Source organism: Pantoea sp. K16 (assembly GCF_048452805.1).
Classification (GTDB): domain Bacteria; phylum Pseudomonadota; class Gammaproteobacteria; order Enterobacterales; family Enterobacteriaceae; genus Pantoea; species Pantoea agglomerans.
The window spans coordinates 83,247-107,930 of the sequence record NZ_JBLWNV010000012.1 but is presented as its reverse complement, the minus strand read 5'-3'; the positions used below and the strand labels follow the sequence as shown (position 1 = coordinate 107,930).

General features: G+C 57.3%; 22 protein-coding genes. 9 read left to right on the top strand and 13 right to left on the bottom strand.

Features of this window, described 5'->3' with window-relative positions:
- From ACK13D_RS16590 to glpD, 7 genes are all read right to left on the bottom strand, one after another.
- Window positions 1-960: an AEC family transporter gene (locus ACK13D_RS16590; protein ID WP_010253228.1), complete on the bottom strand. Its 960-nt coding sequence runs from the start codon at window positions 958-960 to the stop codon at window positions 1-3.
- A 133-nt stretch (window positions 961-1,093) separates the two neighbouring features.
- Window positions 1,094-1,894, bottom strand: a complete 801-nt coding sequence (mdcE, locus tag ACK13D_RS16585) for a biotin-independent malonate decarboxylase subunit gamma (RefSeq protein WP_033768059.1) — start codon at window positions 1,892-1,894, stop codon at window positions 1,094-1,096.
- Window positions 1,894-2,727, bottom strand: a complete 834-nt coding sequence (locus ACK13D_RS16580) for a biotin-independent malonate decarboxylase subunit beta (RefSeq protein ID WP_010253223.1) — start codon at window positions 2,725-2,727, stop codon at window positions 1,894-1,896. Before ACK13D_RS16580 ends, mdcE begins: the two co-directional genes overlap by 1 nt.
- Window positions 2,720-3,019: a malonate decarboxylase acyl carrier protein gene (gene mdcC, locus ACK13D_RS16575; protein ID WP_010253220.1), complete on the bottom strand. Its 300-nt coding sequence runs from the start codon at window positions 3,017-3,019 to the stop codon at window positions 2,720-2,722. The genes ACK13D_RS16580 and mdcC overlap by 8 nt, the downstream gene beginning before the upstream one ends.
- 8 nt (window positions 3,020-3,027) lie before the next feature.
- Window positions 3,028-3,888 (bottom strand): triphosphoribosyl-dephospho-CoA synthase, encoded by an 861-nt coding sequence (locus ACK13D_RS16570; protein WP_050680525.1) that lies wholly within the window; start codon window positions 3,886-3,888, stop codon window positions 3,028-3,030.
- The gene (gene mdcA, locus ACK13D_RS16565) at window positions 3,888-5,543 is read right to left on the bottom strand and encodes a malonate decarboxylase subunit alpha (protein WP_010253213.1); all 1,656 of its coding nucleotides are present in this window, start codon (window positions 5,541-5,543) and stop codon (window positions 3,888-3,890) included. Before mdcA ends, ACK13D_RS16570 begins: the two co-directional genes overlap by 1 nt.
- A 381-nt stretch (window positions 5,544-5,924) precedes the next feature.
- Window positions 5,925-7,430, bottom strand: a complete 1,506-nt coding sequence (gene glpD / locus ACK13D_RS16560; protein WP_010253210.1) for a glycerol-3-phosphate dehydrogenase — start codon at window positions 7,428-7,430, stop codon at window positions 5,925-5,927.
- A 227-nt stretch (window positions 7,431-7,657) separates the two neighbouring features.
- Between glpD and glpE the strand changes: the two genes are divergently transcribed.
- From glpE to malQ, 5 genes are all read left to right on the top strand, one after another.
- On the top strand, window positions 7,658-7,984 hold the full coding sequence (gene glpE, locus ACK13D_RS16555; RefSeq protein ID WP_033759026.1) for a thiosulfate sulfurtransferase GlpE: 327 nt from the start codon (window positions 7,658-7,660) through the stop codon (window positions 7,982-7,984).
- Window positions 7,985-8,013: 29 nt separating this feature from the next.
- The gene (gene glpG, locus ACK13D_RS16550) at window positions 8,014-8,835 is read left to right on the top strand and encodes a rhomboid family intramembrane serine protease GlpG (RefSeq protein ID WP_010671549.1); all 822 of its coding nucleotides are present in this window, start codon (window positions 8,014-8,016) and stop codon (window positions 8,833-8,835) included.
- A 31-nt stretch (window positions 8,836-8,866) separates the two neighbouring features.
- A complete protein-coding gene (locus ACK13D_RS16545; protein ID WP_010253201.1) occupies window positions 8,867-9,625 on the top strand; it encodes a DeoR/GlpR family transcriptional regulator in 759 nt (252 codons plus the stop codon).
- A 155-nt stretch (window positions 9,626-9,780) separates the two neighbouring features.
- On the top strand, window positions 9,781-12,186 hold the full coding sequence (gene malP / locus ACK13D_RS16540) for a maltodextrin phosphorylase (RefSeq protein WP_418796895.1): 2,406 nt from the start codon (window positions 9,781-9,783) through the stop codon (window positions 12,184-12,186).
- Between the two features lie 9 nt (window positions 12,187-12,195).
- A complete protein-coding gene (malQ, locus tag ACK13D_RS16535; RefSeq protein ID WP_418796893.1) occupies window positions 12,196-14,277 on the top strand; it encodes a 4-alpha-glucanotransferase in 2,082 nt (693 codons plus the stop codon).
- A 35-nt stretch (window positions 14,278-14,312) separates the two neighbouring features.
- Here malQ and nfuA read toward each other — a convergent pair whose 3' ends face one another.
- Both nfuA and gntX read right to left on the bottom strand, forming a co-directional pair.
- Complete coding sequence (nfuA, locus tag ACK13D_RS16530; protein ID WP_010253194.1) at window positions 14,313-14,888, bottom strand: Fe-S biogenesis protein NfuA; 576 nt, start codon at window positions 14,886-14,888, stop codon at window positions 14,313-14,315.
- A gap of 58 nt (window positions 14,889-14,946) precedes the next feature.
- Window positions 14,947-15,627: a DNA utilization protein GntX gene (gntX, locus tag ACK13D_RS16525; protein WP_418796890.1), complete on the bottom strand. Its 681-nt coding sequence runs from the start codon at window positions 15,625-15,627 to the stop codon at window positions 14,947-14,949.
- A gap of 34 nt (window positions 15,628-15,661) precedes the next feature.
- On the opposite strand from gntX, the gene bioH reads away from it, so the two are divergent.
- Together bioH and ACK13D_RS16515 are read left to right on the top strand one after the other, a co-directional pair.
- A complete protein-coding gene (gene bioH / locus ACK13D_RS16520; protein ID WP_033768069.1) occupies window positions 15,662-16,435 on the top strand; it encodes a pimeloyl-ACP methyl ester esterase BioH in 774 nt (257 codons plus the stop codon).
- A 173-nt stretch (window positions 16,436-16,608) separates the two neighbouring features.
- Window positions 16,609-16,878: a YdgH/BhsA/McbA-like domain containing protein gene (locus tag ACK13D_RS16515; protein ID WP_010671554.1), complete on the top strand. Its 270-nt coding sequence runs from the start codon at window positions 16,609-16,611 to the stop codon at window positions 16,876-16,878.
- On the opposite strand, the gene ACK13D_RS16510 is transcribed toward ACK13D_RS16515, so the two are convergent.
- The 4 genes from ACK13D_RS16510 to yjbE all read right to left on the bottom strand — a co-directional run bounded on the left by ACK13D_RS16510 (window position 16,879) and on the right by yjbE (window position 22,028).
- The gene (locus ACK13D_RS16510; protein ID WP_010253185.1) at window positions 16,879-18,564 is read right to left on the bottom strand and encodes an alpha-amylase family glycosyl hydrolase; all 1,686 of its coding nucleotides are present in this window, start codon (window positions 18,562-18,564) and stop codon (window positions 16,879-16,881) included.
- A gap of 128 nt (window positions 18,565-18,692) precedes the next feature.
- Window positions 18,693-21,020, bottom strand: a complete 2,328-nt coding sequence (locus ACK13D_RS16505) for a Tex family protein (protein ID WP_033768072.1) — start codon at window positions 21,018-21,020, stop codon at window positions 18,693-18,695.
- A 103-nt stretch (window positions 21,021-21,123) separates the two neighbouring features.
- Window positions 21,124-21,597 (bottom strand): transcription elongation factor GreB, encoded by a 474-nt coding sequence (gene greB, locus ACK13D_RS16500; RefSeq protein ID WP_010253180.1) that lies wholly within the window; start codon window positions 21,595-21,597, stop codon window positions 21,124-21,126.
- Between the two features lie 182 nt (window positions 21,598-21,779).
- On the bottom strand, window positions 21,780-22,028 hold the full coding sequence (gene yjbE / locus ACK13D_RS16495; RefSeq protein ID WP_010253177.1) for an exopolysaccharide production protein YjbE: 249 nt from the start codon (window positions 22,026-22,028) through the stop codon (window positions 21,780-21,782).
- A 537-nt stretch (window positions 22,029-22,565) separates the two neighbouring features.
- Here yjbE and ompR point away from each other — a divergent pair.
- The gene (ompR, locus tag ACK13D_RS16490) at window positions 22,566-23,285 is read left to right on the top strand and encodes an osmolarity response regulator transcription factor OmpR (protein WP_003853014.1); all 720 of its coding nucleotides are present in this window, start codon (window positions 22,566-22,568) and stop codon (window positions 23,283-23,285) included.
- Window positions 23,282-24,649 carry a two-component system sensor histidine kinase EnvZ gene (gene envZ / locus ACK13D_RS16485; protein ID WP_010253168.1) on the top strand — a complete coding sequence of 456 codons (1,368 nt, stop codon included), beginning with the start codon at window positions 23,282-23,284 and terminating at the stop codon, window positions 24,647-24,649. Before ompR ends, envZ begins: the two co-directional genes overlap by 4 nt.
- Window positions 24,650-24,684: the final 35 nt, after the last annotated feature.

Genomic DNA, 24,684 nt, shown 5'->3' with positions numbered 1-24,684 from the left:
TTACATTCCTGATGTCAGCGTAATGAACAGCGGTAATGACAAAATACAGAGAATAGAGCTGAGCAGCAGCACAGCCTCTGCATCCGGCGACTGCACGCCAAAGCGGTTGCCAAACACCACTCCGAAGAAACCGGCGGAGAGCGCAATCATCAGAATGGCGGTAATTGCCACCGGACCGCTGAGACCCAATGCCAGCACCAGACCCCAGGCGATAAAGGGCTGAATCAGCAGTTTAGTCACCGTGCCGACGCCCACCACCGCGTTGAGTTTCAGTTTGCGTGCCGACAGGATGACACCGGTCAGGAAGAGTGCAGCGGCCGTGGCAGCCAGACCCAGCGGTTTGATGGCGGCCAGCACCAGATCAGGCATTTTAACGCCCAGCGCTGATAACACCACGCCAATCAACGGTCCCAGTACGATCGGTTTTTTCACTGAACGCCACATCAGAATCGGCAGCATGGTCAGGGTTGAACCGTGTTCGGTGCCGTCGGCAAACGCTTTTTCACGTTCCAGAATCAGCAGGCAAAGCGGTGTAAGCAGCACTGAACCACAGGCGATGGAGACCGCTACCGAGAGCGAGGTGGCGCCATTTTCACCCAGTACGCTGGCCAGAATGGGCAGGCCCAGCGCGGCGTAATTTGGCAGCGCCACAGTCAGTGTCAGCACAGCCGCATCCTGCGGTGACTTTTTGAAAACTTTTGTAGCCGCGAAATAGACAGCCCCATAGGTAATCCACATTGCGCCGGTAATAACCACAATCAGCGGCCATTGCGCCACGATGCCCGGCCAGGGCGTTTGTACCGTGGCACTGAACAGCGCGGCGGGCAGTGCAAAATCCATGACAAAAATATTCAGCAGAGAGACGTCTTTGTTGTTGACCATTCCGGCCTTACCGGCCCAGAAACCCAGAAGCATGATGACAAAAATCGGAGCAAGGGCATGAACAATTATATAAATCATAAATCACCTGTATTTAAGAAAGAATTTTCTGTTAACAGCGATGTTTATAATTCTGAACACGGCCACTGCCCCGGGGCGCACTTAGCAATGCGCCCCGTCAGACCGGTTTCGGCAGGTTTATTTTTTTATTTAATTACCAGGTTGCGCGCATCCGCTCGCGAACCAGGGAGGAGCTGTGGCGATTGGATGCGCCCAGCCGGTTTTTCAGGCTCGGATCCTGACGCGCATCGCTAATGGCTTTCTGCAACGCGATCTCGACCATCGCCACATCGGCGTCAGAAGGCGCATCGGGATTGGCCACGTTCAGCAGATCGGAGAGCAGACCCAGCGTGGCGAAGTTATTCACGTCATAGGCCATCGGCGGAATGGTCGCCGCCAGTTTCTCCAGCGCCTCCACCGAACGCAGCGTGATACGCGCGGCGGACTCTTTACCCATCGCGTGCACCAGTACACCCTGATCGTTGAGCGCAATCAGGCGGTTGGCCTGATAACCGTGCGCCAGGAAGGCACCAGACATTGCTTTGCCAACAATCAGCCCAATCACCGGATGACCCGCAAGGCGTGCTTTGGCATAAGCGCCTGCAGCCCCGGCCAGCGCCTGATGAATACCGAACGCCTCTTCGCGACGGCCATAGGCCTGACTTGGCACGTCGATCACCGCCACAATCGGGCGTTTCACGTCGCTGTTCTTGTCCTCTTCCAGCGTTTCATTCACCACTTTCGCCAGCGTCCAGCCTTCCAGCAGACCGACTTCGCCCCTCGCGGCACGTGGATAGTGGTTTTGTGCATCGGGCACCACGGCGATAAAGCGCACGCTTTCGCCATTAAGTTCACCGTCCGCCACCTGGACAGAGGCGCACAGGCCGCTGAGGCGCTGCGCATCAGGTGCAAGTTTTTCCAGCCAGATTGCACCGCGGCTGTTTGTCTGGGTCATTATTTATCCTCCCGGGCGAAAAGCTGTTTAATCTGCGCCGTGTCCGCCTGCTGACGGGTGTCGAACTGCGTCAGACGTGGCAGGAAATCGGCATATTTATCGCTGCGGTGCTGCGCCGGAACGCCTTTGGCGATGAAGTCATTCATCGCACTCTTAACCGCATTGACGCCATCACCGACCAGCGCATCGACCAGGCCGCTGGCGTAGCGGATTTCACCGCCGGTCATGCTCCAGATAAACGGACGATCGCGCGAGTCATACTCTTCAATGCCCGCTTCCTGCTCAATCACCTGTGGACCGTTCAGCCCCAGGCGCGCTTCACGCGTCACAATCAGGTAGCTGCACAGCGCAGCGGCGATGGACATCCCGCCAAAGCAGCCGACGGTACCGGCAATAATGCCGATAACCGGGGTATAGCGGCGCAGATCGACAATCGCGGCATGAATATCGGCAATCGCCGCCAGCCCCAGATTGGCTTCCTGTAAACGCACGCCGCCGGTTTCCAGGCAGAGCACCGCCTGAGTGGGTATTCCATTGCGGTTGTCTTCGGCTGCCAGTTCCAGCGCCGCCGCCATTTTGGCACCGGAGACTTCGCCCATGCTGCCACCCTGGAAGGTGCCTTCAATGGCGATAACGACCGCAGGCTGACCGTTCAGCGTGCCGCGTGCCACCACCATGCCGTCATCTGACTGCGGCACCACACCCTGCGGGGCCAGCCACGGCGACATGATGCCTTCGAAAGGATCCAGCAGTTCGCGATAGCTGCCGTCGTCCAGCAGTGCACGGGCGCGCTCACGGGCGCGTAATTCAATAAAACTGGCATCGTTACGCATGGCTCACCTCCTCAAAAACCTGTTCAATACGGATACGCGCCACGCCGGGTGTCGCGCCGAAATCGTGAATAATCAGCTTTCCGGCAGGCAGACCGTTGGTTAAATTCAGGCGGTCAAACAGCGCCTTCCAGCGGGCGTCGCTGTTATCCAGTGAGGTGGTGATATCAATGCTAAGCGTTTGTCCTTCAGTTGCGGTGTACAGCACTTCCATATCACCGGAACCAACGACCCCTGCCAGAGCTTTACCGCTGAGTGAGCGGTTAGCAGGTAAAGATAATGTGATGTGTTCCATAATGGCCTCTAGAAATAAGAATGTTCAGGTGAACAGACCCGATCAATGAACAGCGTCGCGGCCAGCAAATCGGCGGCCCCGCCAGGCGAAGCGTTGAGCGACAGCATGCGCTGATCGAGCTGCGCCAGCGCCTTCTGGCCGCCTGCTGTGCGACAGCCGCCAGACAGCAGCACGGCGCGTGCTCCCTGCTGCATCGCTTTCAGTCCGGTCATACCGGCCCGTGACAGCACGCAGGTATCGCTGAGCGAGGTCATGATCGCCATCAGCGCATCAAGGCGGGCTTCATTTTCACTGGCACCCGTTGCACGACTGGTCAGCAGCTGCGGCAGCGCCAGCTTCATCACGTGAGGAAACGCCTGTTGCGCCTCTTCGCGTGCGCCGGGCACCTGATAGCGATGCGTCGCTTTTAACCCTTTGCTGAACAGTTTTGGTGCGGCGCGGTCGGGCAGGCTGGCCAGCGCGGCTGCTGTGCGGGTCAGCTGGTCGGCACTGGCCGCGCCACCGTGCATGGCTGCAGCACTGACCAGCAGTCCCAGCGCCCAGATCGCACCCCGATGGGTGTTGACGCCGCCGGTTGCCGCCATCATCTGCTGTTCACCGTCACGGCCCAGCCGACCCACCGTTTCGCGCAGGGCAATATCAGCAGGGCGCAGCCAGCTGTGACGGGCCAGCGCCAGAAAGGTCGGCACAAGGCTGTGAGCGGAACGCTCCATCAGCGCCAGCGTCAGGTCCTGATGCGCGCCGTTTCCCCGACTGTCTACCAGACCCGGCTTGGGGCTTAGCCGCGCTTCATCGGTCAGACAATCGCGCGCAATCATCGCCAGCTGGCTGGCCTGCGCCTCGGTTTGAGTCTGCGACAGAAGTTTCATTACCAGCTCCGGAATTTTGCCGGTGGGTTATAAAGACCACCCGACCATTCCACCAGGTCAGAGACGCTGCTGGCGGCGAGCAGTGAGCGGGTCGCATCTGAACGACGAATGCCCATATCTTCCGGATAGACCACTTTGCCGCTTTTACGCAGGGCCGCCACGCGCGCCGCATCGACGCCAAGGCCGATATCGGTGATACCGGCTACCGCAGCGACCATCGCACGGCGCTCTTCAAGGCTTTCCGCGCGATAGAGATAGGCAATACCCTCTTCGGTCAGCACATGGGTGACGTCATCGCCATAAATCATCACCGGTGCCAGCGGCATACCGGTCGATTTCGCCACTTCAACGGCATCTAGCGTTTCAACAAAGGTCGGTTTGGCACCGGCCTGGAAGGTTTCCACCATCTGAACCACCAGTTTTTTACCGCGCTGCATCGGATCCGGTTCGGTGATCATATTGAGCCATGCAGGCGTGGCATGGCGTCGGCCGTGTGGATCGTGGCCCATGTTAGGCGCACCGCCGAACCCAGAAAGGCGACCGCGGGTCACGGTTGAGGAGTTTGCCAGGCCATCGACCTGCAGGGTGGCACCGATAAACATATCCACCGCATACTGACCTGCCAGCTGACAGAAGGCGCGGTTAGAGCGCATAGAGCCGTCGCTGCCGGTGAAGAAGATATCGGGACGGGCGCGAATGTACTCTTCCATGCCCAGTTCGCCACCGAAGCAGTGCACGCTTTCAACCCAGCCGCTCTCAATCGCCGGGATCAGCGTCGGATGCGGGTTAAGGGTCCAGTGCTTACAGATTTTGCCTTTCAGGCCGAGTTGTTCGCCGTAGGTAGGCAGCAGCAGTTCGATCGCGGCGGTGTTAAAACCGATACCGTGGTTAAGTGACTGCACCTGATGTTCGGCGTAAATGCCTTTAATCGCCATCATCGCCATCAGGATATGTTCCTGTTTAATCAGGCGCGGATCGCGGGTAAACAGCGGTTCGATAAAGAAAGGTTTATCGGCTACGACGATGTAATCGATCCAGGAGCCGGGAATATCGACGCGGGGCAGGTCGGTCTCGTCATCGACCAGCTCATTTACCTGGGCAATCACGATACCGTCACGGAACGCGGCGGCTTCCACCAGGGCAGGCGTATCTTCAGTACTCGGGCCGGTGTAAAGGTTGCCTTTGCGGTCAGCTTTATAACCGGCAATCAGCGCGACGTTTGGACTCAGATCGACATAAAGGCGGGAATAGAGTTCGATATAGGTGTGGATTGCGCCTATTTCCAGCTGACCATCTTCTAACAACTGAGAAATACGCAGACTTTGCGGACCGGAAAAAGAGAAGTCGAGTTTACGCGCAATGCCTTTTTCGAAAATATCCAGATGCTCACTGCGACCCACGCTCGGCATAATCATATGCAGGTCGTGTACTATCGCCGGATTAACCTCAGCCAGGGTACGTGATAAAAAATCGGCCTGCTTCTGGTTATTCCCTTCCAGTACCACCCGGTCGCCCGGTGCAATCAGTTTTTCAAATGCTTCTACAGCTCTTTCAGTAGGAATGACTTTGCCATCAACAGGGAAGGATGCCAGACGACGCGCTTTTTCACTGCGGCGTGTGTTCCATTCCCGGGCAGGCGTTTGGCCTGTGTTCATTTCAACCTCCTGATTAAAATAACGGTTGTTTCGTTTTTACTGAGGAAAGTTTGTGCTTTCTGATGACGTCGTTCAATTAAGCAAAAAGCCTGAACGTTATATTTACAGTAACAATAGGATGTGAACGTTTTGATATGCGAAGCAGAAAGAGTTGAGTTTAGGCGCTGACCAAAAATGTGATCGCATAAACGGATTTCTGTATAAAAAATGGTTTGAGCCTGGCATTTTTAATAAAAAGTACGTTGTACAAAAATAAACTCTGCTACACGCTGAAAAGCGCAACCTGTTGGATCAGCACCCGGATTCACCGACCCGCTATCGCAGACATAAAAAAAGCAGGCCGAAGCCTGCTTTCTGATTCTTTAGTTAGTTACTGTCCGTTTATGATGCCAGCGACAGGGCGGGTTTAGCTTTCGCTGCCAGCCACTCGGTGACTCGCGCCTGCTGCTCTTTGGTCAGCCACATGCCCTGTTTGGTACGACGCCAGATAGCATCATCCAGCTCACGAACCCACTCATGCTGCACCAGGTAGCGTAATTCTGCTTCGTAAAACTCGTGACCGAAGTTCTCGCCCAGATCGTCCAGGCTTTTCGCGCCAGCCAGCAGGGTTTCAGTGCTGCTGCCGTAGGTGCGCGAGAAGTGGCGCGCCATATTTTCACTGATAAACGGATAGCGACGACGCAGGCTGGCCGCATAATCTTCACGGGTGCCGGAGATATTTCCGCCTGGCAACACGCAGTTCTTCGTCCATGCCGGGCCCGCGTTCGGGTAGTACTTCGCCAGTTTCTCCAGCGCATGTTCTGCCAGCTTACGGTAGGTGGTCAGCTTGCCGCCAAACACCGACAGCAGCGGAGCCTGACCATTATCGTCGCGCACATCCAGGGTGTAATCACGAGTTATCGCCTGTGGCGAATCGGATTCGTCATCACACAGCGGACGGACACCGGAATAGGACCAGACGATATCGTCAGCGGTCAGCTGCTTTTTAAAGTGTCCGTTGAACACTTTCAGCAGATAGTCGGTCTCGCTGTCATCAATATTGACGTTTTTCGGATCGCCTTTGTACTCGACGTCGGTGGTACCGATGATAGAGAACTCATCCATCCACGGGATGACAAACACGATGCGGTTATCTTCGTTCTGCAGAATGTAAGCCTGCTTTTCGGTATGGACGCGTGGCACCACGATGTGGCTGCCCTTGATCAGGCGAATACCGTAAGGTGATTTCAGCTTCAGGCTGTCGTCGAACAGCTGTTTGACCCACGGGCCGGCAGCATTGACCAGGCCTTTCGCCTGCCAGGTAAAGGTTTTACCGCTGTCGACATCTTCCGCTTCGACCTTCCACAGGCCGCCTTCACGCCAGGCACGGGTCACGCGGGTGCGGGTACGGACTTCGCCGCCACGCTTCACGACTTCCTGTGCGTTCAGTACCACCATGCGGGCATCATCGACCCAGCAGTCAGAATATTCGAATCCGCGCGTAATTTCCGGCTTCAGGGCCGAATCCGTGCCAAATCGCAAACTTTTACTGCCTGGCAGACTGGTACGCTTGCCAAGATGGTCATACATAAACAGGCCGGTGCGAATCATCCACGCCGGACGCAGATGCGGACGATGCGGCAGACGGAAGCGCATCGGGAACGCCAGATGCGGAGCCATTTTCAGCAGCACTTCACGCTCGGCCAGTGCTTCACTGACCAGACGGAATTCGTAATGTTCAAGGTAGCGCAAGCCGCCGTGAATCAGTTTTGAACTGGCAGAGGAGGTCGCGCAAGCCAGATCCCGCGCCTCCAGCATTAACACCGACAGTCCGCGTCCTGCAGCATCTGCTGCAATGCCGGCACCGTTGATGCCGCCGCCGATCACGATCAGGTCTTTGGTTTCCACGTCATCTCCTCCGATGTTCGGAATAGTTCACTAATGTTCGTTTTCGAGCATAATCATAATCGCAAACCAACATTGACGCCAGCTTTTAACCAGGTAAAAACATTTTTGCGTGATATAGCTAACATTCTGCCCACCAAAAAAACCGATAGCCGTAACGATTGTCAGGTTATCGGCGTGGATTCTCGGGTTACACTACGCGCTATTGTGACGCTGTTATGAGAGATCCCATGGAAACGTTCGAATGTATTGATGTGCAGCAGGCGCAGGCGCGTCTGGCGCAGGGTGCGCTGCTGGTAGATATCCGCGATCCGCAAAGTTATGCCCTGGGTCATGCGGCGGGTGCGTTGCATCTGACCAACACCAACCTCAGCGATTTTGTCAGCGGCGCCGATCACAGCCTGCCGGTGCTGGTGATGTGCTATCACGGCAACAGCAGCAAAAGCGCGGCACAATATCTGCTGGGACAGGGCTTCAGCGCGGCGTACAGCATTGATGGCGGCTTTGATGCCTGGCGTGCTGCCTTTCCTCAGCAGGTTGCCCTCGGCAGCGAATAGATTGCCGCTCGTCACATGGAGAGTTACTGATGCGCATTACTCAATTTAATCAGCCCCGCATGGCGCAGGCCTTTGTTGACTACATGGCGACGCGGGGCATCACGCTGCGTATTGAGCATGAAAATCACTACGTCATCATGCTGGATGATGAGAGCAAGATTTCACTGGTCGAAAACGAACTTCAGCAGTTTTTGCACGACCCTAACCATCCGCGTTATCAGGCCGCCAGCTGGCATAGCGGAAAAACTGACAGTGGCCTGCGCTATGAGCGCAGCAATATCTGGGCGAATATCCGTGAGCGTGCCGGTCCGCTGACCATGACGCTGATGGTGCTCTGTATCGCGATATTTATTCTGATGCAGGTCATGGGCGATCGCACCGTGATGGCCTGGCTCTCCTGGCCGGATGCCGATCAGCATCTTCAGGTCTGGCGCTGGTTCAGCCATGCGCTGCTGCACTTTTCACTGCTGCACATTCTGTTTAATCTGATGTGGTGGTGGTATCTGGGCGGCGCGGTTGAGAAGCGACTTGGCAGCGGCAAACTCTTTGTCATCCTGCTGATTTCGGCTCTGCTCAGCGGCTGGCTGCAGGCGAAGTTCAGCGGCATCTGGTTTGGTGGCCTGTCGGGCGTGGTCTATGCCCTGATGGGTTACTGCTGGCTGCGCGGGGAGCGCGATCCCGACAGCGGCGTCTATCTTGAACGGGGATTGATCGGTTTTGCGCTGGTCTGGCTGGTGATTGGCTGGTTTGGCGTCTTTGGTCTGGCTATTGCCAACGCGGCGCACGTCGCCGGTCTGGTGGTCGGACTGGCGATGGCGCTGGTGGATACGCGTAAAGTCACGCGTCGTTAGACAGGATTATGCGGGTTAACAGGAGAGGAACGTGAAGCAGACGCAACGTCATGACGCGATTATCGATTTAGTCCGTCGTCAGGGATATGTCAGTACTGAGGAGCTGGTGGATCATTTTGAGGTCAGCCCGCAAACCATTCGTCGCGATCTCAACGATCTGGCCGATCAGAACAAAATTCAGCGTCACCACGGCGGCGCGGCGCTTCCCTCCAGCTCTGAGAATACCGCCTGGCACGACCGTAAAATGATGTGGTCAGCGGAAAAAGCGCGGATTGCCCAGCGCGTGGCCAGCCAGATCCCGGATGGTGCCACGCTGTTTATCGATATCGGCACCACGCCGGAAGCGGTGGCGCATGCGCTGCTCAACCACAGCGATTTGCGCGTGGTCACCAATAACCTTAACGTCGCCATGCTGCTAATGGATAAACCCGATTTCCGGGTCATTATCGCGGGTGGTGAAGTGCGGACCCGCGATGGCGCGGTAATGGGTGAAGCGACGCTCGACTTTATTTCTCAGTTCCGGCTCGACTACGGCATTCTGGGGATCAGCGGCATCGATATGGATGGTTCGCTGCTCGAGTTTGACTATCACGAAGTCCGCACCAAGCGTGCCATCATTGAAAATTCACGCTGCGTGATGCTGGTGGTGGATCACTCGAAGTTTGGCCGTAACGCCATGGTCAACCTCGGCAACATGAGTCTGCTTGACTACCTCTACACGGACAAAACGCCGCCTGCCAGCGTAATGAAGGTGATTGAGCAGCATGAGGTTCACCTCGAACTCTGCTGATTCCTGCCACGCCAGCCTCCCGGCTGGCGTTTTTCTTTGATTGCTGTCGCTTTTTTCCTCACTCCCGTCTTTACTTAACGGTTGCTGGCACCCGGTTGCCAGCCCGTGCGCTTTCTATTTTTGCTTCACCTCATTGCGTAACAGAAGGGAGTGATATGCCGCAGCAAAAATTTAATAAAGCCCGTTTTAATGCCGCCTTTACCCGCCAGTGGCAACAGTTAAGTCTCCGTTCCGCCCAGCAGATGACCCCGCACCAGGCGTGGCAGGCGGTCAGCGCGGCGCTGGCGGAGCTACTGGACGCACAACCGGCACCGCGTCCGGCTGTGCAGCAGCGTCACGTTAATTACCTCTCGATGGAGTTTCTGATTGGCCGTCTGACCGGCAACAACCTGCTCAATCTCGGCTGGTATAACGACGTCAAAGCGGCGCTGGCTGAGCACGAGTTCGATTTAACGGAACTGCTGGAGCAGGAGGTCGATCCGGCGCTGGGCAACGGCGGGCTGGGACGACTGGCCGCCTGCTACATGGATTCGATGGCAACGGTGGGGCAGTCCGCCACCGGCCACGGACTGAACTACCAGTATGGCCTGTTCCGCCAGTCTTTCGATGATGGTCAGCAGATTGAAGCGCCCGATGACTGGCAGCGTGAGCGCTATCCCTGGTTCCGCCACAACGCGGCGCTGGATGTGGAAGTCGCGATGGGGGGCCGGGTAGAAAAGCAGGAAAACGGCAGTGTACGCTGGCTGCCCGATTTTACGCTGCGCGGCGAGGCCTGGGATTTGCCGGTGACCGGCTACCGCAACGGCGTGACGCTGCCGCTGCGTCTGTGGCAGGCAGTGAGTGCACATCCGTTTAATCTTACGGCGTTCAATGACGGCAATTTTCTGCAGGCGGAGCAGCCGGGCATCGAGGCGGCAAAACTGACCAAAGTGCTCTATCCCAATGACAACCATCAGGCCGGCAAGCGGCTGCGCCTGATGCAGCAATATTTCCAGTGCGCCTGTGCGGTGGCGGATATCCTGCGTCGTCACCATCTGGCGGGACGCAGTATTCACAGCCTGCCTGACTTCGAAGTGATTCAGCTTAACGATACACATCCCACCATCGCCATCCCGGAGATGCTGCGCGTGCTGCTGGATGAGCATCAGCTGAGCTGGGATGAGGCGTGGCAGATCACCAGCCGGTTGTTTGCCTACACCAACCACACGCTGATGCCGGAGGCGCTGGAGCGCTGGGATGAGAAGCTGATGCGCAGTCTGCTGCCGCGCCATATTCTGGTCATCAAAGAGATCAACCAGCGGCTGAAAAAGCAGGTGAAGCAGCGCTGGCCGGATGACAAAGCGATGTGGCACAAGCTGGCGGTGGTCGCTGACGGTCAGGTGCGGATGGCGAATCTCTGCGTCGTCAGCGGCTTTGCGGTCAACGGCGTGGCGGCGCTGCACTCAAGCCTGGTGGTCAGCGATCTTTTCCCGGAATATCACCAGCTCTGGCCGCAGAAATTCCACAATGTCACCAACGGCATCACACCGCGCCGCTGGCTGAAGCAGTGTAATCCGGCGCTGGCCGGGCTGATTGATGAGACGCTGAAAACCGAGTGGGCCAATAACCTTGAGGCGTTAAGCGGTCTGGAGGCCTATGCCGACGATCAGGCGTTTCGTCAGCGCTATCGCAGCATCAAACAGCAGAACAAAGCGCAGCTTACGGAGTATATCGCCCGCCACACGGGGATTATCGTGAACCCGGCCGCGCTGTTCGATGTGCAGATCAAACGGCTGCATGAGTACAAGCGCCAGCACCTCAGCCTGCTGCATATCCTCTACTGCTATCAGAAAATCTGTCATAACCCGGAGGATGTCACCTTTACGCCACGGGTGTTCCTGTTCGGTGCCAAAGCCGCGCCGGGTTATTACCTCGCCAAAAATATCATTTACGCCATTAACAAGGTGGCGGAGGTGGTGAACAACGATCCACGCGTCGGTGACCGACTTAAAGTGGTGTTTATCCCGGACTACCGCATCACCGTGGCCGAACTGATGATCCCGGCGGCCGATCTCTCAGAGCAGATCTCCACCGCCGGATATGAAGCTTCCGGCACCGGCAACATGAAGCTGGCACTGAACGGTGCGCTGACGATTGGCACGCTGGATGGCGCCAATGTCGAGATTGCCGAACAGGTGGGTGAGGAGAATATCTTTATCTTTGGTCACACCGTGGATGAGGTCAAAGCGCTCAAGGCGAAAGGCTATAACCCGAAAAAGGTGCGTAAGCAGAACAAGCCGCTGGACGATCTACTGAAATCGCTGGAGAAGGGCAAATTCAGCAACGGGGATAAACATGCGTTTGACCTGATGCTGGAGAGCCTGACGAAACATGGCGATCCCTGGCTGGTGCTGGCCGATTTCCAGGCCTACATCGAGGCGCAGCAACGGGTGGAAGCCCTGTGGCGCGACCCGGAAGGCTGGACCCGCGCCGCCATCCTCAATACGGCACGAACCGGCATGTTCAGTTCGGACCGGTCAATTCGTGACTATCAGCAACGTATCTGGCAGGCACCGCGCTAAGGAGCAGCAATGAAGCAACATTCACTCGGTCAGGCCGCCCGTGCCGCGGGAATTTCACTTGACTACATCAACGTCAATGGCGAGAAAGAGGCGATCAGCGATGAGACCCTGCAGGCGCTGCTGGCGGTGATGGACGATCCGCAGGACGCAAAAAAATCGCCGCTGCCGCCGGTCGCGGTGTTCAGCGGCAGTGGCAAGCGACAGCTGACGCCACAGGGCAGCGGCGTTTACCGCTGGCAGTTGCAGACTGAAAAGGGCAAACAGCACAGCGGCGAGTTAACCGCCGGTGAGCCTTTTACGCTGCCTGGCCCGCTGGCGCAGGGGTACCACCAGCTCACACTCAGTAAGGGCAAAAAAAGCTGGCAGACGCGGCTTATCGTAGCGCCGCGCCGCTGCTATCTGCCTCCGGCGCTGGAAGCGGGGGAAAAACGCTGGGGTGCGCTGGTGCAGCTCTACACCGTGCGCTCTGAACAGAACTGGGGCATCGGCGACTTCGGCGATCTCGACCAGCTGCTGGTGCAGCTGGCTGAACGCGGTGGCGATTTCGTCGGGCTGAATCCGCTGCATGCGCTCTATCCCGCCAGCGCCGGTTTCGCCAGTCCGTACAGCCCGTCGTCGCGCCGCTGGCTGAACGTAATCTATATCGACGTCAGTCAGGTGGCCGATTTTCAGCAAAGCGCGGCGGCACAGAAGTGGTGGAACAGCGCCAGAACCCGGAAGGCGCTGACCAAAGCGCGTGAGGCGGAGCTGGTTGACTACGAGGCGGTAATGGCGCTTAAGCTCGCTGCGCTGCGGCACGCCTGGGCACACTTTCAGGCGCGAGACAGCCAGAGCGAAGAGCATCAATCCTGGGCGGCCTTTGTGCATGAAGGCGGCGACAGCCTGCGTTATCAGGCCGCCTACGACGGCATACAGCTGGAGCGACGGGCAGATAAGGCGCAGCAGGGCGGCTGGCCTGCGTGGCCGGAAGGGTGGCGCAACAGCCAGTTGCCGGAGGTGCAGCAGTGGTGTGCACAGCATGAAGAGGAGATCGCCTTCTGGCAATGGCTGCAATGGCTGGCGCAGCAGCAGTTCTCTGGCTGCTGGACGCACAGTCAGGCGCTGGGCATGAGCGTCGGACTCTATCGTGACCTGGCAGTGGGCGTGGCGGAAGGCAGCGCGGAAACCTGGCACGACCCGGAGCTTTACCGCCTCAAGGCCTCGGTGGGTGCGCCGCCTGACCGTCTCGGTCCGCTGGGACAAAACTGGGGCTTACCGCCGATGGACCCGCATGTAATGAAGGCGCGCGGCTACCAGCCATTTATCGACATGCTGCGCGCCAATATGCGCGACTGCGGCGCGTTGCGCATCGATCACGTGATGTCGCTGCTGCGTCTGTGGTGGGTGCCTGCCGGGGAGACGGCGGATAAAGGCGCCTATGTGGCCTATCCGGTCAACGATCTGCTGGGCATCCTGGCGCTGGAGAGCCACCGGCTGCGCTGCATGGTGATTGGTGAAGACCTTGGCACTGTGCCCCAGGAGATTGTCAGCCTGCTGCGTAAAAGTGGCGTCTTTTCATGGAAGGTGCTCTGGTTTGAGCAGGAGAAGGATGAGCGCTATCGCGCGCCGCAGGACTATCCGCGCCAGTCTATCGCCAGCGCCAGCACGCACGATCTGCCTACGCTGACCGGCTTCTGGGAGCAGGGCGACCTGGCGCTGGGTGAGAAGATTGGCCTCTATCCGGGCGATGCGGTGAAAGCGTTACATCAGCAGCGCGCCGCGCAGAAGCAGGCGCTGCTGGATGCGCTTCATCAGGCGGGCGCCTTACCGGCACGCAGCCAGAAGAAGGCAGAGAAGCTCACCATGACGCCTGCGCTGAATCGGGCAATACATCGCTTCCTGGCGGATACCGACAGTGCGCTGCTTGGCCTGCAGCCTGAGGACTGGCTTGGCATGACCACGCCGGTCAACGTCCCGGGCACGGTGGATCAGTACCCTAACTGGCGACGCAAGCTGAGCAAAACGCTGGAGGAGATCTTTGCGGACAAGGAAGTGAATGCACTGCTGAAGGTGGTCAGCCAGCAGCGTCAGTCAGGACAGAAAGGGCAATAACAGAAGCGCGGCAGCCAGGCTGCCGCGCTTAATCATCAGTAGAACGAGTGTTCACCGCGCTGATGCTCAGTAATATCCCGCACGCCTTTGAGTTCCGGGAAGGCGGCCAGCAGCTCTTTCTCGATACCATCTTTCAGGGTCACGTCGATCATCGAACAGCCGTTACAGCCGCCGCCAAACTGCAGAATGGCGTAGCCCTCATCGGTGATCTCCATCAGCGACACGCGACCGCCATGGCCGGCCAGCTGTGGGTTGATCTGCGCCTGAAGCAGATACTCAACGCGCTCAACCATTGGCGCATCATCAGAGACTTTACGCATTTTGGCATTCGGCGCTTTCAGCGTCAGCTGCGAACCGAGGTTGTCGGTAACGAAGTCAATTTCAGCATCTTCCAGATACGGCTTGCTCAGTTCATCAACGTAAGCAGAGAGCTTTTCGAACTTCAGTTCGGTGTCAGTAGCTTCAACGGCATCGGGCGGACAGTAAGAGACGCCACACTCGGCTGTTGGCGTACCCGGGTTAATCACGAATACGCGAATCTGGGTGCCATCTTCTTGTTTGGATAGCAGTTTAGAAAAATGTTCCTGGGCAGAGTCAGTAATTCGGATCATGTCGATTGCTCAATAGTTGACTAATTTAGTTGGTTATAATACGCCCATCAAAGACGCTCTACAAGGTACGGCACAGGCACCAGACCTGCACGCTGGCGGCACCCTGGGCCATTAACAGGCGGCTGATTTCATCTACCGTACTGCCGGTGGTAATGACGTCATCCAGCAGAACGATATGGCGTCCCTGCACCACCATTTCAAGGCAGAAAGCACCCCGTAAGTTGGTGCGGCGCTGGCGGGCGCTGAGCTGATGCTGTAATGCGCCACCGCGCTTGCGGGAAAGACCTTCGCGCCATTCACATCCCAGCCAGTGCGCCAGCGGTGCGGCCAGCAGTACCGTCTGATTAAAGCCACGCTGCCAGCGTCGTCGCCGATGCAGCGGAACCGGCAGCAGCAGATCGGGACGCGGCACACTGCCATGCCGGTAAACATTAAGCCAGCTTAGCAAAAGCAGCCGCGCCAGCATCACCCTGAGTGCGGTTATGTGAGAAAATTTAAGCTGGTTAACCCACTGGCTGAACGGCGGACAATAGTCATTGACGCAGACCAGCGCCTGCCAGGCGGGCGGTTTAAGCTGGCAGCGGCCGCAGGCGACCTTTGCTGAACCTGCCGGCAATCCGCAGCGTGGACAGAGCAGCGGTAACGGCGGTAATCCGCGCAGACATAAGCTGCAGATGCCGTGCCGGGCTAACCGCAACGGCATCCGGCATAGCCAACACAGGGCGGGCATTGCTAGCATAGCGACCTCCTTATCATTTTCGGGATAGTAACTGATGACGTCGCTCTACTGGCACACCTGCGGAGAAGGAAAACGCGATCTTGTGCTGCTGCACGGATGGGGACTGAATGCCGAAGTCTGGCAAAGCATCATTCCGCGACTCAGCGCGCACTATCGCCTGCATCTGGTCGATCTGCCCGGCTATGGCCGCAGCCAGCATTTCGGTGCGCTGACGCTGGAGCAGATGGCAGCGCAATTGCTGCCTGCGCTGCCACCGCAGTCGATTGTGGTGGGCTGGTCGCTGGGCGGACTGGTGGCGACGCAGCTGGCGCTGAGTGCGCCAGAAAAACTGGCTGCATTGATCACCGTTGCCTCGTCGCCCTGTTTCACCGCCACAGAGAGCTGGCCCGGCATTAAACCGGAGACGCTGCAGAACTTTCAGCAGATGCTCAGCAACGATTTCCAGCGCACGGTGGAGCGCTTTCTGGCGCTGCAGACGCTGGGTACCGAAACGGCTCGCGCCGATGCGCGGCAGCTGAAAGAGGTGGTGCTGTCGCAGCCGATGCCGGAGGTGGCGGTGCTGGATGGCGGGCTGGAGATTCTGCGCCAGGTCGATCTGCGCGACGCGTTACCGCAAATTACGCTGCCGTTCCTGCGACTCTATGGAGCGTTAGATGGACTGGTGCCGCGCCGGATTGCGGCGGAGATAGATGAAATGTTGCCAGCATCGCCCTCAGTGGTTATCGAAAAAGCCGCACATGCGCCTTTTATTTCCCATCCTGAGCGCTTTTGCCAGCATATTGTTAATTTTATCAGTAATCTGCCGTGATAATGACGCTTTGAACTGGCAAAATCGCAGACAGCAGCAATACTTCTCTCTGTGAGCGAGGCCGTTGCAATTTTATGTGATTAGTCATGGAAATGACTATGCCGTTCCATACTGCCTTACGCGTTTAGCGGCTGCTTACATCTCACAATGGATCATGAATGAGGGTAAACATAATGAAGGTTTTTAAATGGGTTGTGGCTTCAATGATGATGGGCGCGATTTCATTTTCTGCGATGGCAGCGAAAGAAGTCACCCAGGAAGAAGTTAAAACAATGAACCTGCAAAAGATCGGCAACGTTAACACCACGGCGGAAACCACCTCGCCAATGGATGCTAAGAAAGTGTTGTCGAAGCTCGCTGACGAAAAGGGCGGTAAATACTACCGCGTGATCGCAGGCCGCGAACACGGCAAATTCAGCGCAACGGCTGAAGTCTACAAGTAATTAACGTAGCCACATGAACTGCCAGGCATCCAGCTTAACCGGCTGGGTGCCATCAATTTTCTCTCCGCTCACCACATCCTGCAACGTATGCGCCACCGGTAATTGCGTCTCCACTGACCGTCCACTGAGATTAAACACGCACAGCAGCCCGTCGCCGCTTTCTGGCTGATGACGTCTGAGCACCAGCACGGCGTTTTCGCTCTCATAAAGCGTCATCGGATTATCCGGGTGAAACGCAGGCTGGCGACGACGCAGCTGAATCAGTTGTCCGAGCCGGGTATAGACCTGCTGGCGCAGCCAGTTACCGCCCGCCAGATCTCCCTCAATCTGCTGTAAATCATACTTCTGCCGATTAATCGCCCGGTTGTGTCCGGCGGCGCGCACGCCATCGTAATGGTTACGACCACCCAGAATGCTCTGGATATAGATGGCAGGCACGCCGGGAAAGACCAGCAGAATCGCATGGGCCAGCAAAAAACGTTTCAGCCGCGTGGCGTCATCGTCATCTTCACGGTTGAGCGCATCCAGATAGGTGACGTTGATTTCATAGGGGCTGGTGGTGCCGTCAGGGTTGTTTTTATAGGAGACCAGCGCGCCTTCCAGCGCCAGATCGCGCACCAGCGCCACAATCTCCACTTCAGACAAAATGCCGCGCGCCGGATTAAGGCCGATGCCGTCGTGTGACGCCAGAAAGTTGAAAAAGGTGGTGTCGTTGCTGCTGAGATCCAGAGCGCTCGCCCACTGCCGCAGTGCGCGCGCCGAGCCGGTGTGAATCGCATGCAGCACCAGTGGCGGCAACGAAAACTGATAGACCATCTGCGCCTCATCGTGCCCGTTGCCCAGATAGCTGATGTTGTCCTGATGCGGCACGTTGGTCTCGGTGATAATCACCGTGCCAGGCGCAACCTGGTCGGCAATAGCGCGAAACAGCTTCACCAGCTGATGGGTCTTTTCCAGATGAATACAGCGCGTGCCGGGCGTTTTCCACATGTAGCCGACCGCATCGAGACGCACATAGTCAGCGCCGCGTTTCAGGTAGTCGAGCAGCACATTGACCATGCGCAGCAGCACCTCAGGATTGGCAAAGTTGAGGTCGATCTGGTCGGCGCTGAAGGTGGTCCAGATAAAGCGGGTTTCGCCATCCGCCATTTTAAACGGCGTCAGCAGCGGCGAGGTGCGCGGACGCGTCACGGCGCTGAGATCGGTGGCGGGCGGCATACTGATAAAGAAATCGTCCCAGCCGGGATCCTGCGCCAGGAAGTGGCTGAACCAGGCGCTGTGTGCCGACATATGGTTGCAGACAAAATCGAACATCAGCCGGGTTTCCTGATGCAGCCGCGCAATGTCCTGCCAGTCGCCGCACAGCGGATCGACCTGATGGTAATCAATCACCGAAAAGCCGTCATCGGACGACCAGGGGAAAAAGGGCAGCAGGTGAACCAGCGGAAACGTGGATTGCAGGTGCTGCTGATAGAACCGGGAAAAGGTGCTGAGCGTGGGTTTATCGGCTTCGCGAAACTGATCGGCATAGGTGATCAGCACCACATCCTGCTCATCCCAGTGTGCCTTGCGCGGCAGCTTAATTGCCTCGCGGGCGGTGGCGATGTCAGCCAGCAGGCGCGCAAAGGTCGCCTCCGGAAATGTGCCAGCATAAATCTTATCAATCAGATCGGTGATCGTTTCCATCGTGAATTGGGTGCCACAGCAGGTGTTGTTTTTATGACAGGCGTCTTTTTAGCGTAGCGCGATGGCGGGGATTTTCAACCGGGGAGAAGGGTGTGAAGAGGGGGCCAGGCAGTGGCCCCCTGAAAAGCTTAGCGTTTTTTACCGAAAGCCGCAGCCAGCGCATCACCCATCGCACTGTTACCTGCTGACGAGCTGACCGGACGCGGACGACCTTTCGCGTTGTTCTGACGTTTCTCCTCGCGCGGAGCCGCGTTTTTCGCGCCACCACGGGCATTGCCTTCGCCTGGCTGCTCATCAAGACGCATGGTCAGGGCAATACGCTTGCGCTGGAGATCGACCTCCATCACTTTCACTTTGACGATATCGCCCGCTTTCACCACCTGATGCGGATCTTCCACGAAGCGATCGGAGAGCGAAGAGATATGCACCAGGCCATCCTGATGCACGCCGATATCCACAAATGCACCGAAGTTGGTCACGTTAGTGACGGCACCTTCGAGGATCATGCCCGGCGTCAGATCGTTCAGCGTCTCTACGCCTTCAGCGAACTGTGCAGTTTTAAACTCAGGACGCGGATCGCGGCCCGGCTTCTCAAGCTCTTTCATGATGTCGGTAACGGTCGGCAGACCAAAACGTTCATCAATGAAATCGCGGGCGCTGAGATTACGCAGGCTGCCTGCGTTGCCCATCAGATCGCTCAGTGCCTGCTCGGTGGCGGCCAGGATGCGCTCCACCACCGGGTAGGCTTCCGGATGCACAGTCGAGGCATCCAGCGGGTTATCGCCATGGTTGATGCGCAGGAAGCCCGCACACTGCTCAAAGGCTTTTGGCCCAAGACGGCTCACTTTCAGCAACTGCTGACGGTTCTGGAAGCGGCCATGCTCATCACGCCAGCCGACAATATTCTGCGCCATCATGCGCGTCAGGCCCGCCACGCGGGTCAGCAGCGGCACCGAGGCGGTGTTGAGGTCAACGCCGACGGCGTTCACGCAATCTTCCACTACCGCGTCGAGTTTCTTCGCCAGCTGGCTCTGACTGACGTCATGCTGATACTGACCCACACCGATCGATTTCGGGTCGATTTTCACCAGCTCAGCCAGCGGATCCTGCAAACGTCGGGCAATCGACACCGCGCCGCGCAGCGAAACATCGAGATCCGGGAACTCCAGCGCCGCCAGTTCAGAGGCCGAATAGACAGATGCGCCAGCTTCACTGACAATCACTTTTTGCGCCGTGACCTGCGGGAACTGCTGCTGCAGATCCAGGAAGAAGCGCTCAGTTTCACGTGAAGCGGTGCCGTTGCCAATCGCCACCAGCTCAACCTGATGCTTAATGCAGAGTGCCGCTACGGCGGCCGCGGCTTTCGCGGTCTGGCCGGTATGCGGATAGACGGTATCGGTCGCGACGACCTTGCCGGTGGCATCGACCACCGCCACTTTGACACCAGTGCGCAGGCCTGGGTCCAGCCCCATGGTGGCGCGCATACCGGCGGGAGCGGCCATCAGCAGATCGTGCAGGTTGCGGGCAAAGACGTTAATCGCTTCATCTTCTGCGCGTTCGCGCACCGTGCCCATCAGCTCCGTTTCCAGATGCAGCATCACCTTGATGCGCCACGTCCAGCTCACCACCGCTTTACGCCAGCTGTCGGCAGGAGCGTTATTCAGGCGCAGGTTCAGGTGCTCAGCAATCAGCGTTTCACCATGGCTTTCACGCGGTGCTTCATCAAACTGTGGATCGGCATTCAGCGACAGTTGCAGCACGCCTTCGTTGCGGCCACGCAGCATCGCCAGCGCACGGTGCGACGGCACGCCGCTCAGCGCTTCATGGTGATCAAAGTAGTCGCGGAACTTCGCGCCTGCTTCCTCTTTGCCTTCCACCACGCGTGACACCAGATGGGCATTTTTCCACAGGTAATTACGCACCTTCGCCAGCAGCGCGGCATCTTCAGCGAAACGCTCCATCAGAATGTAGCGGGCACCATCCAGCGCGGCACGGACGTCGGCGACGCCTTTGTCGGCATCGACATACTGTTCGGCAAGCTGCTCAGGAATGTGAGACGGCTCCTGCCACAGCGTCTCCGCCAGCGGCTCCAGACCCGCTTCGATAGCGATCTGTCCACGCGTCCGGCGTTTCTGTTTGTAGGGCAGGTAGAGGTCTTCAAGCTCGGTTTTGCTGAGGGTGGTGTTGATCGCGCGGGCGAGGTCGTCAGTGAGTTTCCCCTGATCGTCAATCGACTTCAGAATCGACTGGCGTCGCTCTTCAAGTTCACGCAGATAGCTGAGGCGGGTTTCCAGCTGGCGCAACTGGGTATCATCCAGCCCGCCGGTGACCTCTTTACGATAGCGTGCGATAAACGGCACGGTATTCCCTTCATCCAGCAGGCGAACGGCGGCGTCAACTTGCTCTGGACGCGCCTTGAGCTCACTGGCAATTATCTGGCTCAGAACTTTCATCATCAGGATTGTCTTGCTTTCCGGGTTGAGAAATAGCCGACAGTTATACGGATTGATGGTTAAAATTGCCAGAGACGCGGGCGGCTTTCAGCGATAATCTGAAGGGTTATTGCGGGTAGTCAATCGCGTTGATATACCACAGCGCCGGCCCCACTGGCGTCTCGACGGTGGCGGCATCGCCGACCTCTTTTTTCAGCAGCGCCCGCGCCATGGGCGAGTCGATGGAGATGTAATCTTTGCGGCCAAAAATCTCATCGTAGCCCACAATGCGGAAGCGTTTGAGGTCGCCCTCATCGTTTTCAATTTCCACCCAGGCGCCAAAGAAGACTTTGCCATCCTGCTGGGGTGAATAGTCAACGATACGCAGCTGTTCAAGACTTTTGGTCAGATAGCGAACGCGACGGTCGATTTCACGCAGCCGTTTTTTGTTGTACTGATAATCGGCATTTTCACTGCGATCGCCAAGACTGGCAGCCCAGGTGACTTTTTTTGTCACTTCCGGTCGCTCTTCACGCCAGAGATAGTCGAGTTCTGCTTTCAGCTTATCGAAGCCTTCGCGGGTAATGAGTCGGGTTTTCATGCTATACCGGCCAGAGAGATCCAAAGAGGAACAGTGTAAGACAAAGGGGGCGCGGCAAAAAAGGGCGGGGAAAGGGTTTTTAAAGGCTAAAAACCCACGTTGACTTCCCCGGCGGCGAAAGGGTTGGTGCTGAAAAACAATCTGAAGCCAGTAATCTGAAGCTGTAAAAGAAGTCGTGATACTTATTTACCGGCGTGAGTCGCCGTGGTGGTCGATGTACCGGTGCTGTGACCGTCACCGCCGCCGCCGCCCATGGTGGCCAGCGCAACGCCCAGCAGGGCTGCGACTGCGCCAACACCGATGGCGTTAGAGTTACCTTGTGCTGTGGTGGTTGCCGCTGCGCCAGCTGCTTCACCAGTGGCTGTGGCAGCATAAGCTGGAGTGACGCTGCTTAATGCCAGCGCGCTCAGCAGTAAAATTGTTTTTTTCATTGTGTGTAATCCCCGTTGAGACATCGAATGTTGCCTGAGCAGTCTGGTTGAAAACGGAGAAGGCGAAAAGTTGGCTTTACTGATTGATTTAACGGACTTTAATTTCAACTGGTCTTGCTGGTGGCACCGCTGAAACTAATCCGAGAGGAGAGTGGGGCGTTACGCAGGTTTGCTGGAATATTATGCTGCCTGGCTACTGTTGAGGTAGATTATCTGGAGCTTATCCACAGTGATGGCTGATCATTAAGTCAAATTGTCTGCTAACTTGCTGAATTCGTTCATCGAATAAAAACTGGCCCGCTTCTGACGCCAGCGATTCAGAGAAACAGAGCCGTTTTTTCAGATTTGCCGTAACAGGGGCCGGGCAGCGCCAGACGCGTTAAAACTGACCCGAAATCGCCTTAAATCAAATATAAGCTCCTGTTTAATATGCTTTGTAACAATTTTGGCTAGAATATAAACCATTAATGACTGTCACTATAAGGCATCTTTTTTTAACAATGTTGGCTCAGGCAATAGCGCCTTTGGGAGTTGAAAATGCAAGAGAACTACAAAATTCTGGTCGTCGATGATGATATGCGTCTGCGTGCACTGCTTGAACGCTATCTCACCGAGCAGGGCTTTCAGGTGCGCAGTGTCGCTAATGCCGAGCAGATGGATCGTCTGTTAACCCGTGAATCCTTTCATCTGATGGTGCTCGACCTGATGTTGCCAGGCGAGGATGGTCTCTCTATCTGCCGTCGTCTGCGCAGTCAGAGCAACCCGATGCCGATTATTATGGTGACCGCCAAGGGCGAAGAGGTGGATCGTATCGTGGGGCTGGAGATCGGCGCTGACGACTATATTCCTAAACCCTTTAACCCGCGTGAGCTGCTGGCGCGCATCCGTGCGGTGCTGCGCCGTCAGGCCAATGAACTGCCAGGCGCACCTTCGCAGGAAGAGGCGATCATCGCCTTTGGTAAGTTCAAACTTAACCTCGGCACCCGCGAGATGTTCCGTGAAGATGAGCCGATGCCGCTGACCAGCGGTGAGTTTGCGGTGCTGAAAGCACTGGTCAGCCATCCACGTGAGCCGCTGTCTCGCGATAAGCTGATGAACCTGGCGCGTGGCCGTGAATACAGCGCCATGGAACGTTCGATTGACGTCCAGATCTCCCGCCTGCGTCGCATGGTGGAAGAGGATCCTGCGCATCCGCGTTATATCCAGACCGTCTGGGGTCTGGGCTACGTCTTTGTGCCGGACGGCAGTAAAGCATGAAGCGGCTGCGCTTCTCGCCTCGCAGTTCGTTTGCCCGCACCCTGCTGCTGATCGTTACCCTGCTGTTTGTCAGCCTGGTAACGACCTATCTGGTGGTGCTGAACTTCGCCATTCTTCCCAGCCTGCAACAGTTCAATAAGGTGCTCGCTTACGAAGTTCGTATGCTGATGACCGACCGGTTGCAGCTGGAGGATGGCACGCAGCTGGAAGTGCCACCGGCGTTTCGCCGGGAAATCTACCGCGAACTGGGGATCTCGCTCTACACCAATGCAGCAGCAGAGGAGAGCGGATTGCGATGGGCGCAGCACTATGAATTCCTGAGCGAGCAGATGGGCCAGCAGCTTGGCGGTCCCACCGATGTGCGGGTTGAGGTTAACAAAAACTCGCCCGTCGTCTGGCTGAAAACCTGGCTGTCGCCCGATATCTGGGTGCGGGTGCCGCTGACTGAGATTCATCAGGGCGACTTCTCGCCGCTGTTCCGCTACACCCTGGCGATTATGCTGCTGGCGATTGGCGGTGCCTGGCTGTTTATCCGCATCCAGAACCGCCCGCTGGTGGATCTGGAGCACGCCGCTCTGCAGGTCGGGCGCGGGATTATTCCGCCGCCGCTGCGCGAGTATGGCGCGTCAGAAGTGCGATCGGTGACCCGCGCCTTTAACCAGATGGCGGCCGGGGTGAAGCAGCTGGCGGATGACCGCACGCTGTTAATGGCGGGCGTCAGCCACGATTTGCGAACGCCGCTGACCCGTATTCGTCTCGCCACCGAGATGATGAGCGAGCAGGATGGCTACCTGGCCGAATCGATTAATAAAGATATCGAAGAGTGCAACGCCATTATCGAACAGTTCATCGACTACCTGCGTACCGGTCAGGAGATGCAGACTGAGCGCGCCGACCTTAACAGTGTGCTGGGCGAAGTGGTGGCCGCTGAAAGCGGCTATGAACGTGAGATCGAAAATGCGGTGATGCCGGAAGAGTTAATGCTGGATATCAACCCGCTGTCGATTAAACGGGCACTGGCTAACCTGGTGGTCAACGCCGCGCGATACGGTAATGGCTGGATCAGGGTCAGCAGCGGACGGGAACTGCATCGTGCCTGGTTCCAGGTGGAAGATGATGGACCTGGCATTAAGCCGGATCAGCTGGCGCATCTGTTCCAGCCCTTTGTGCGCGGCGACAGCGCCCGCAGCACCAGCGGTACCGGTCTGGGCCTGGCGATCGTGCAGCGTATTATTGATGCTCATCAGGGCTCGCTGGAGATTGGCGAGAGCGAACGCGGCGGTTTACGCATTCGTGCCTGGTTGCCGTTAGTGGAAAGCATGGCGCTGAGCCACAACAACGGCAGCAACAGCGTGTCGGGATGATAAAAACGGCGCGGCAGTTTCATTGCCGCGCCGCT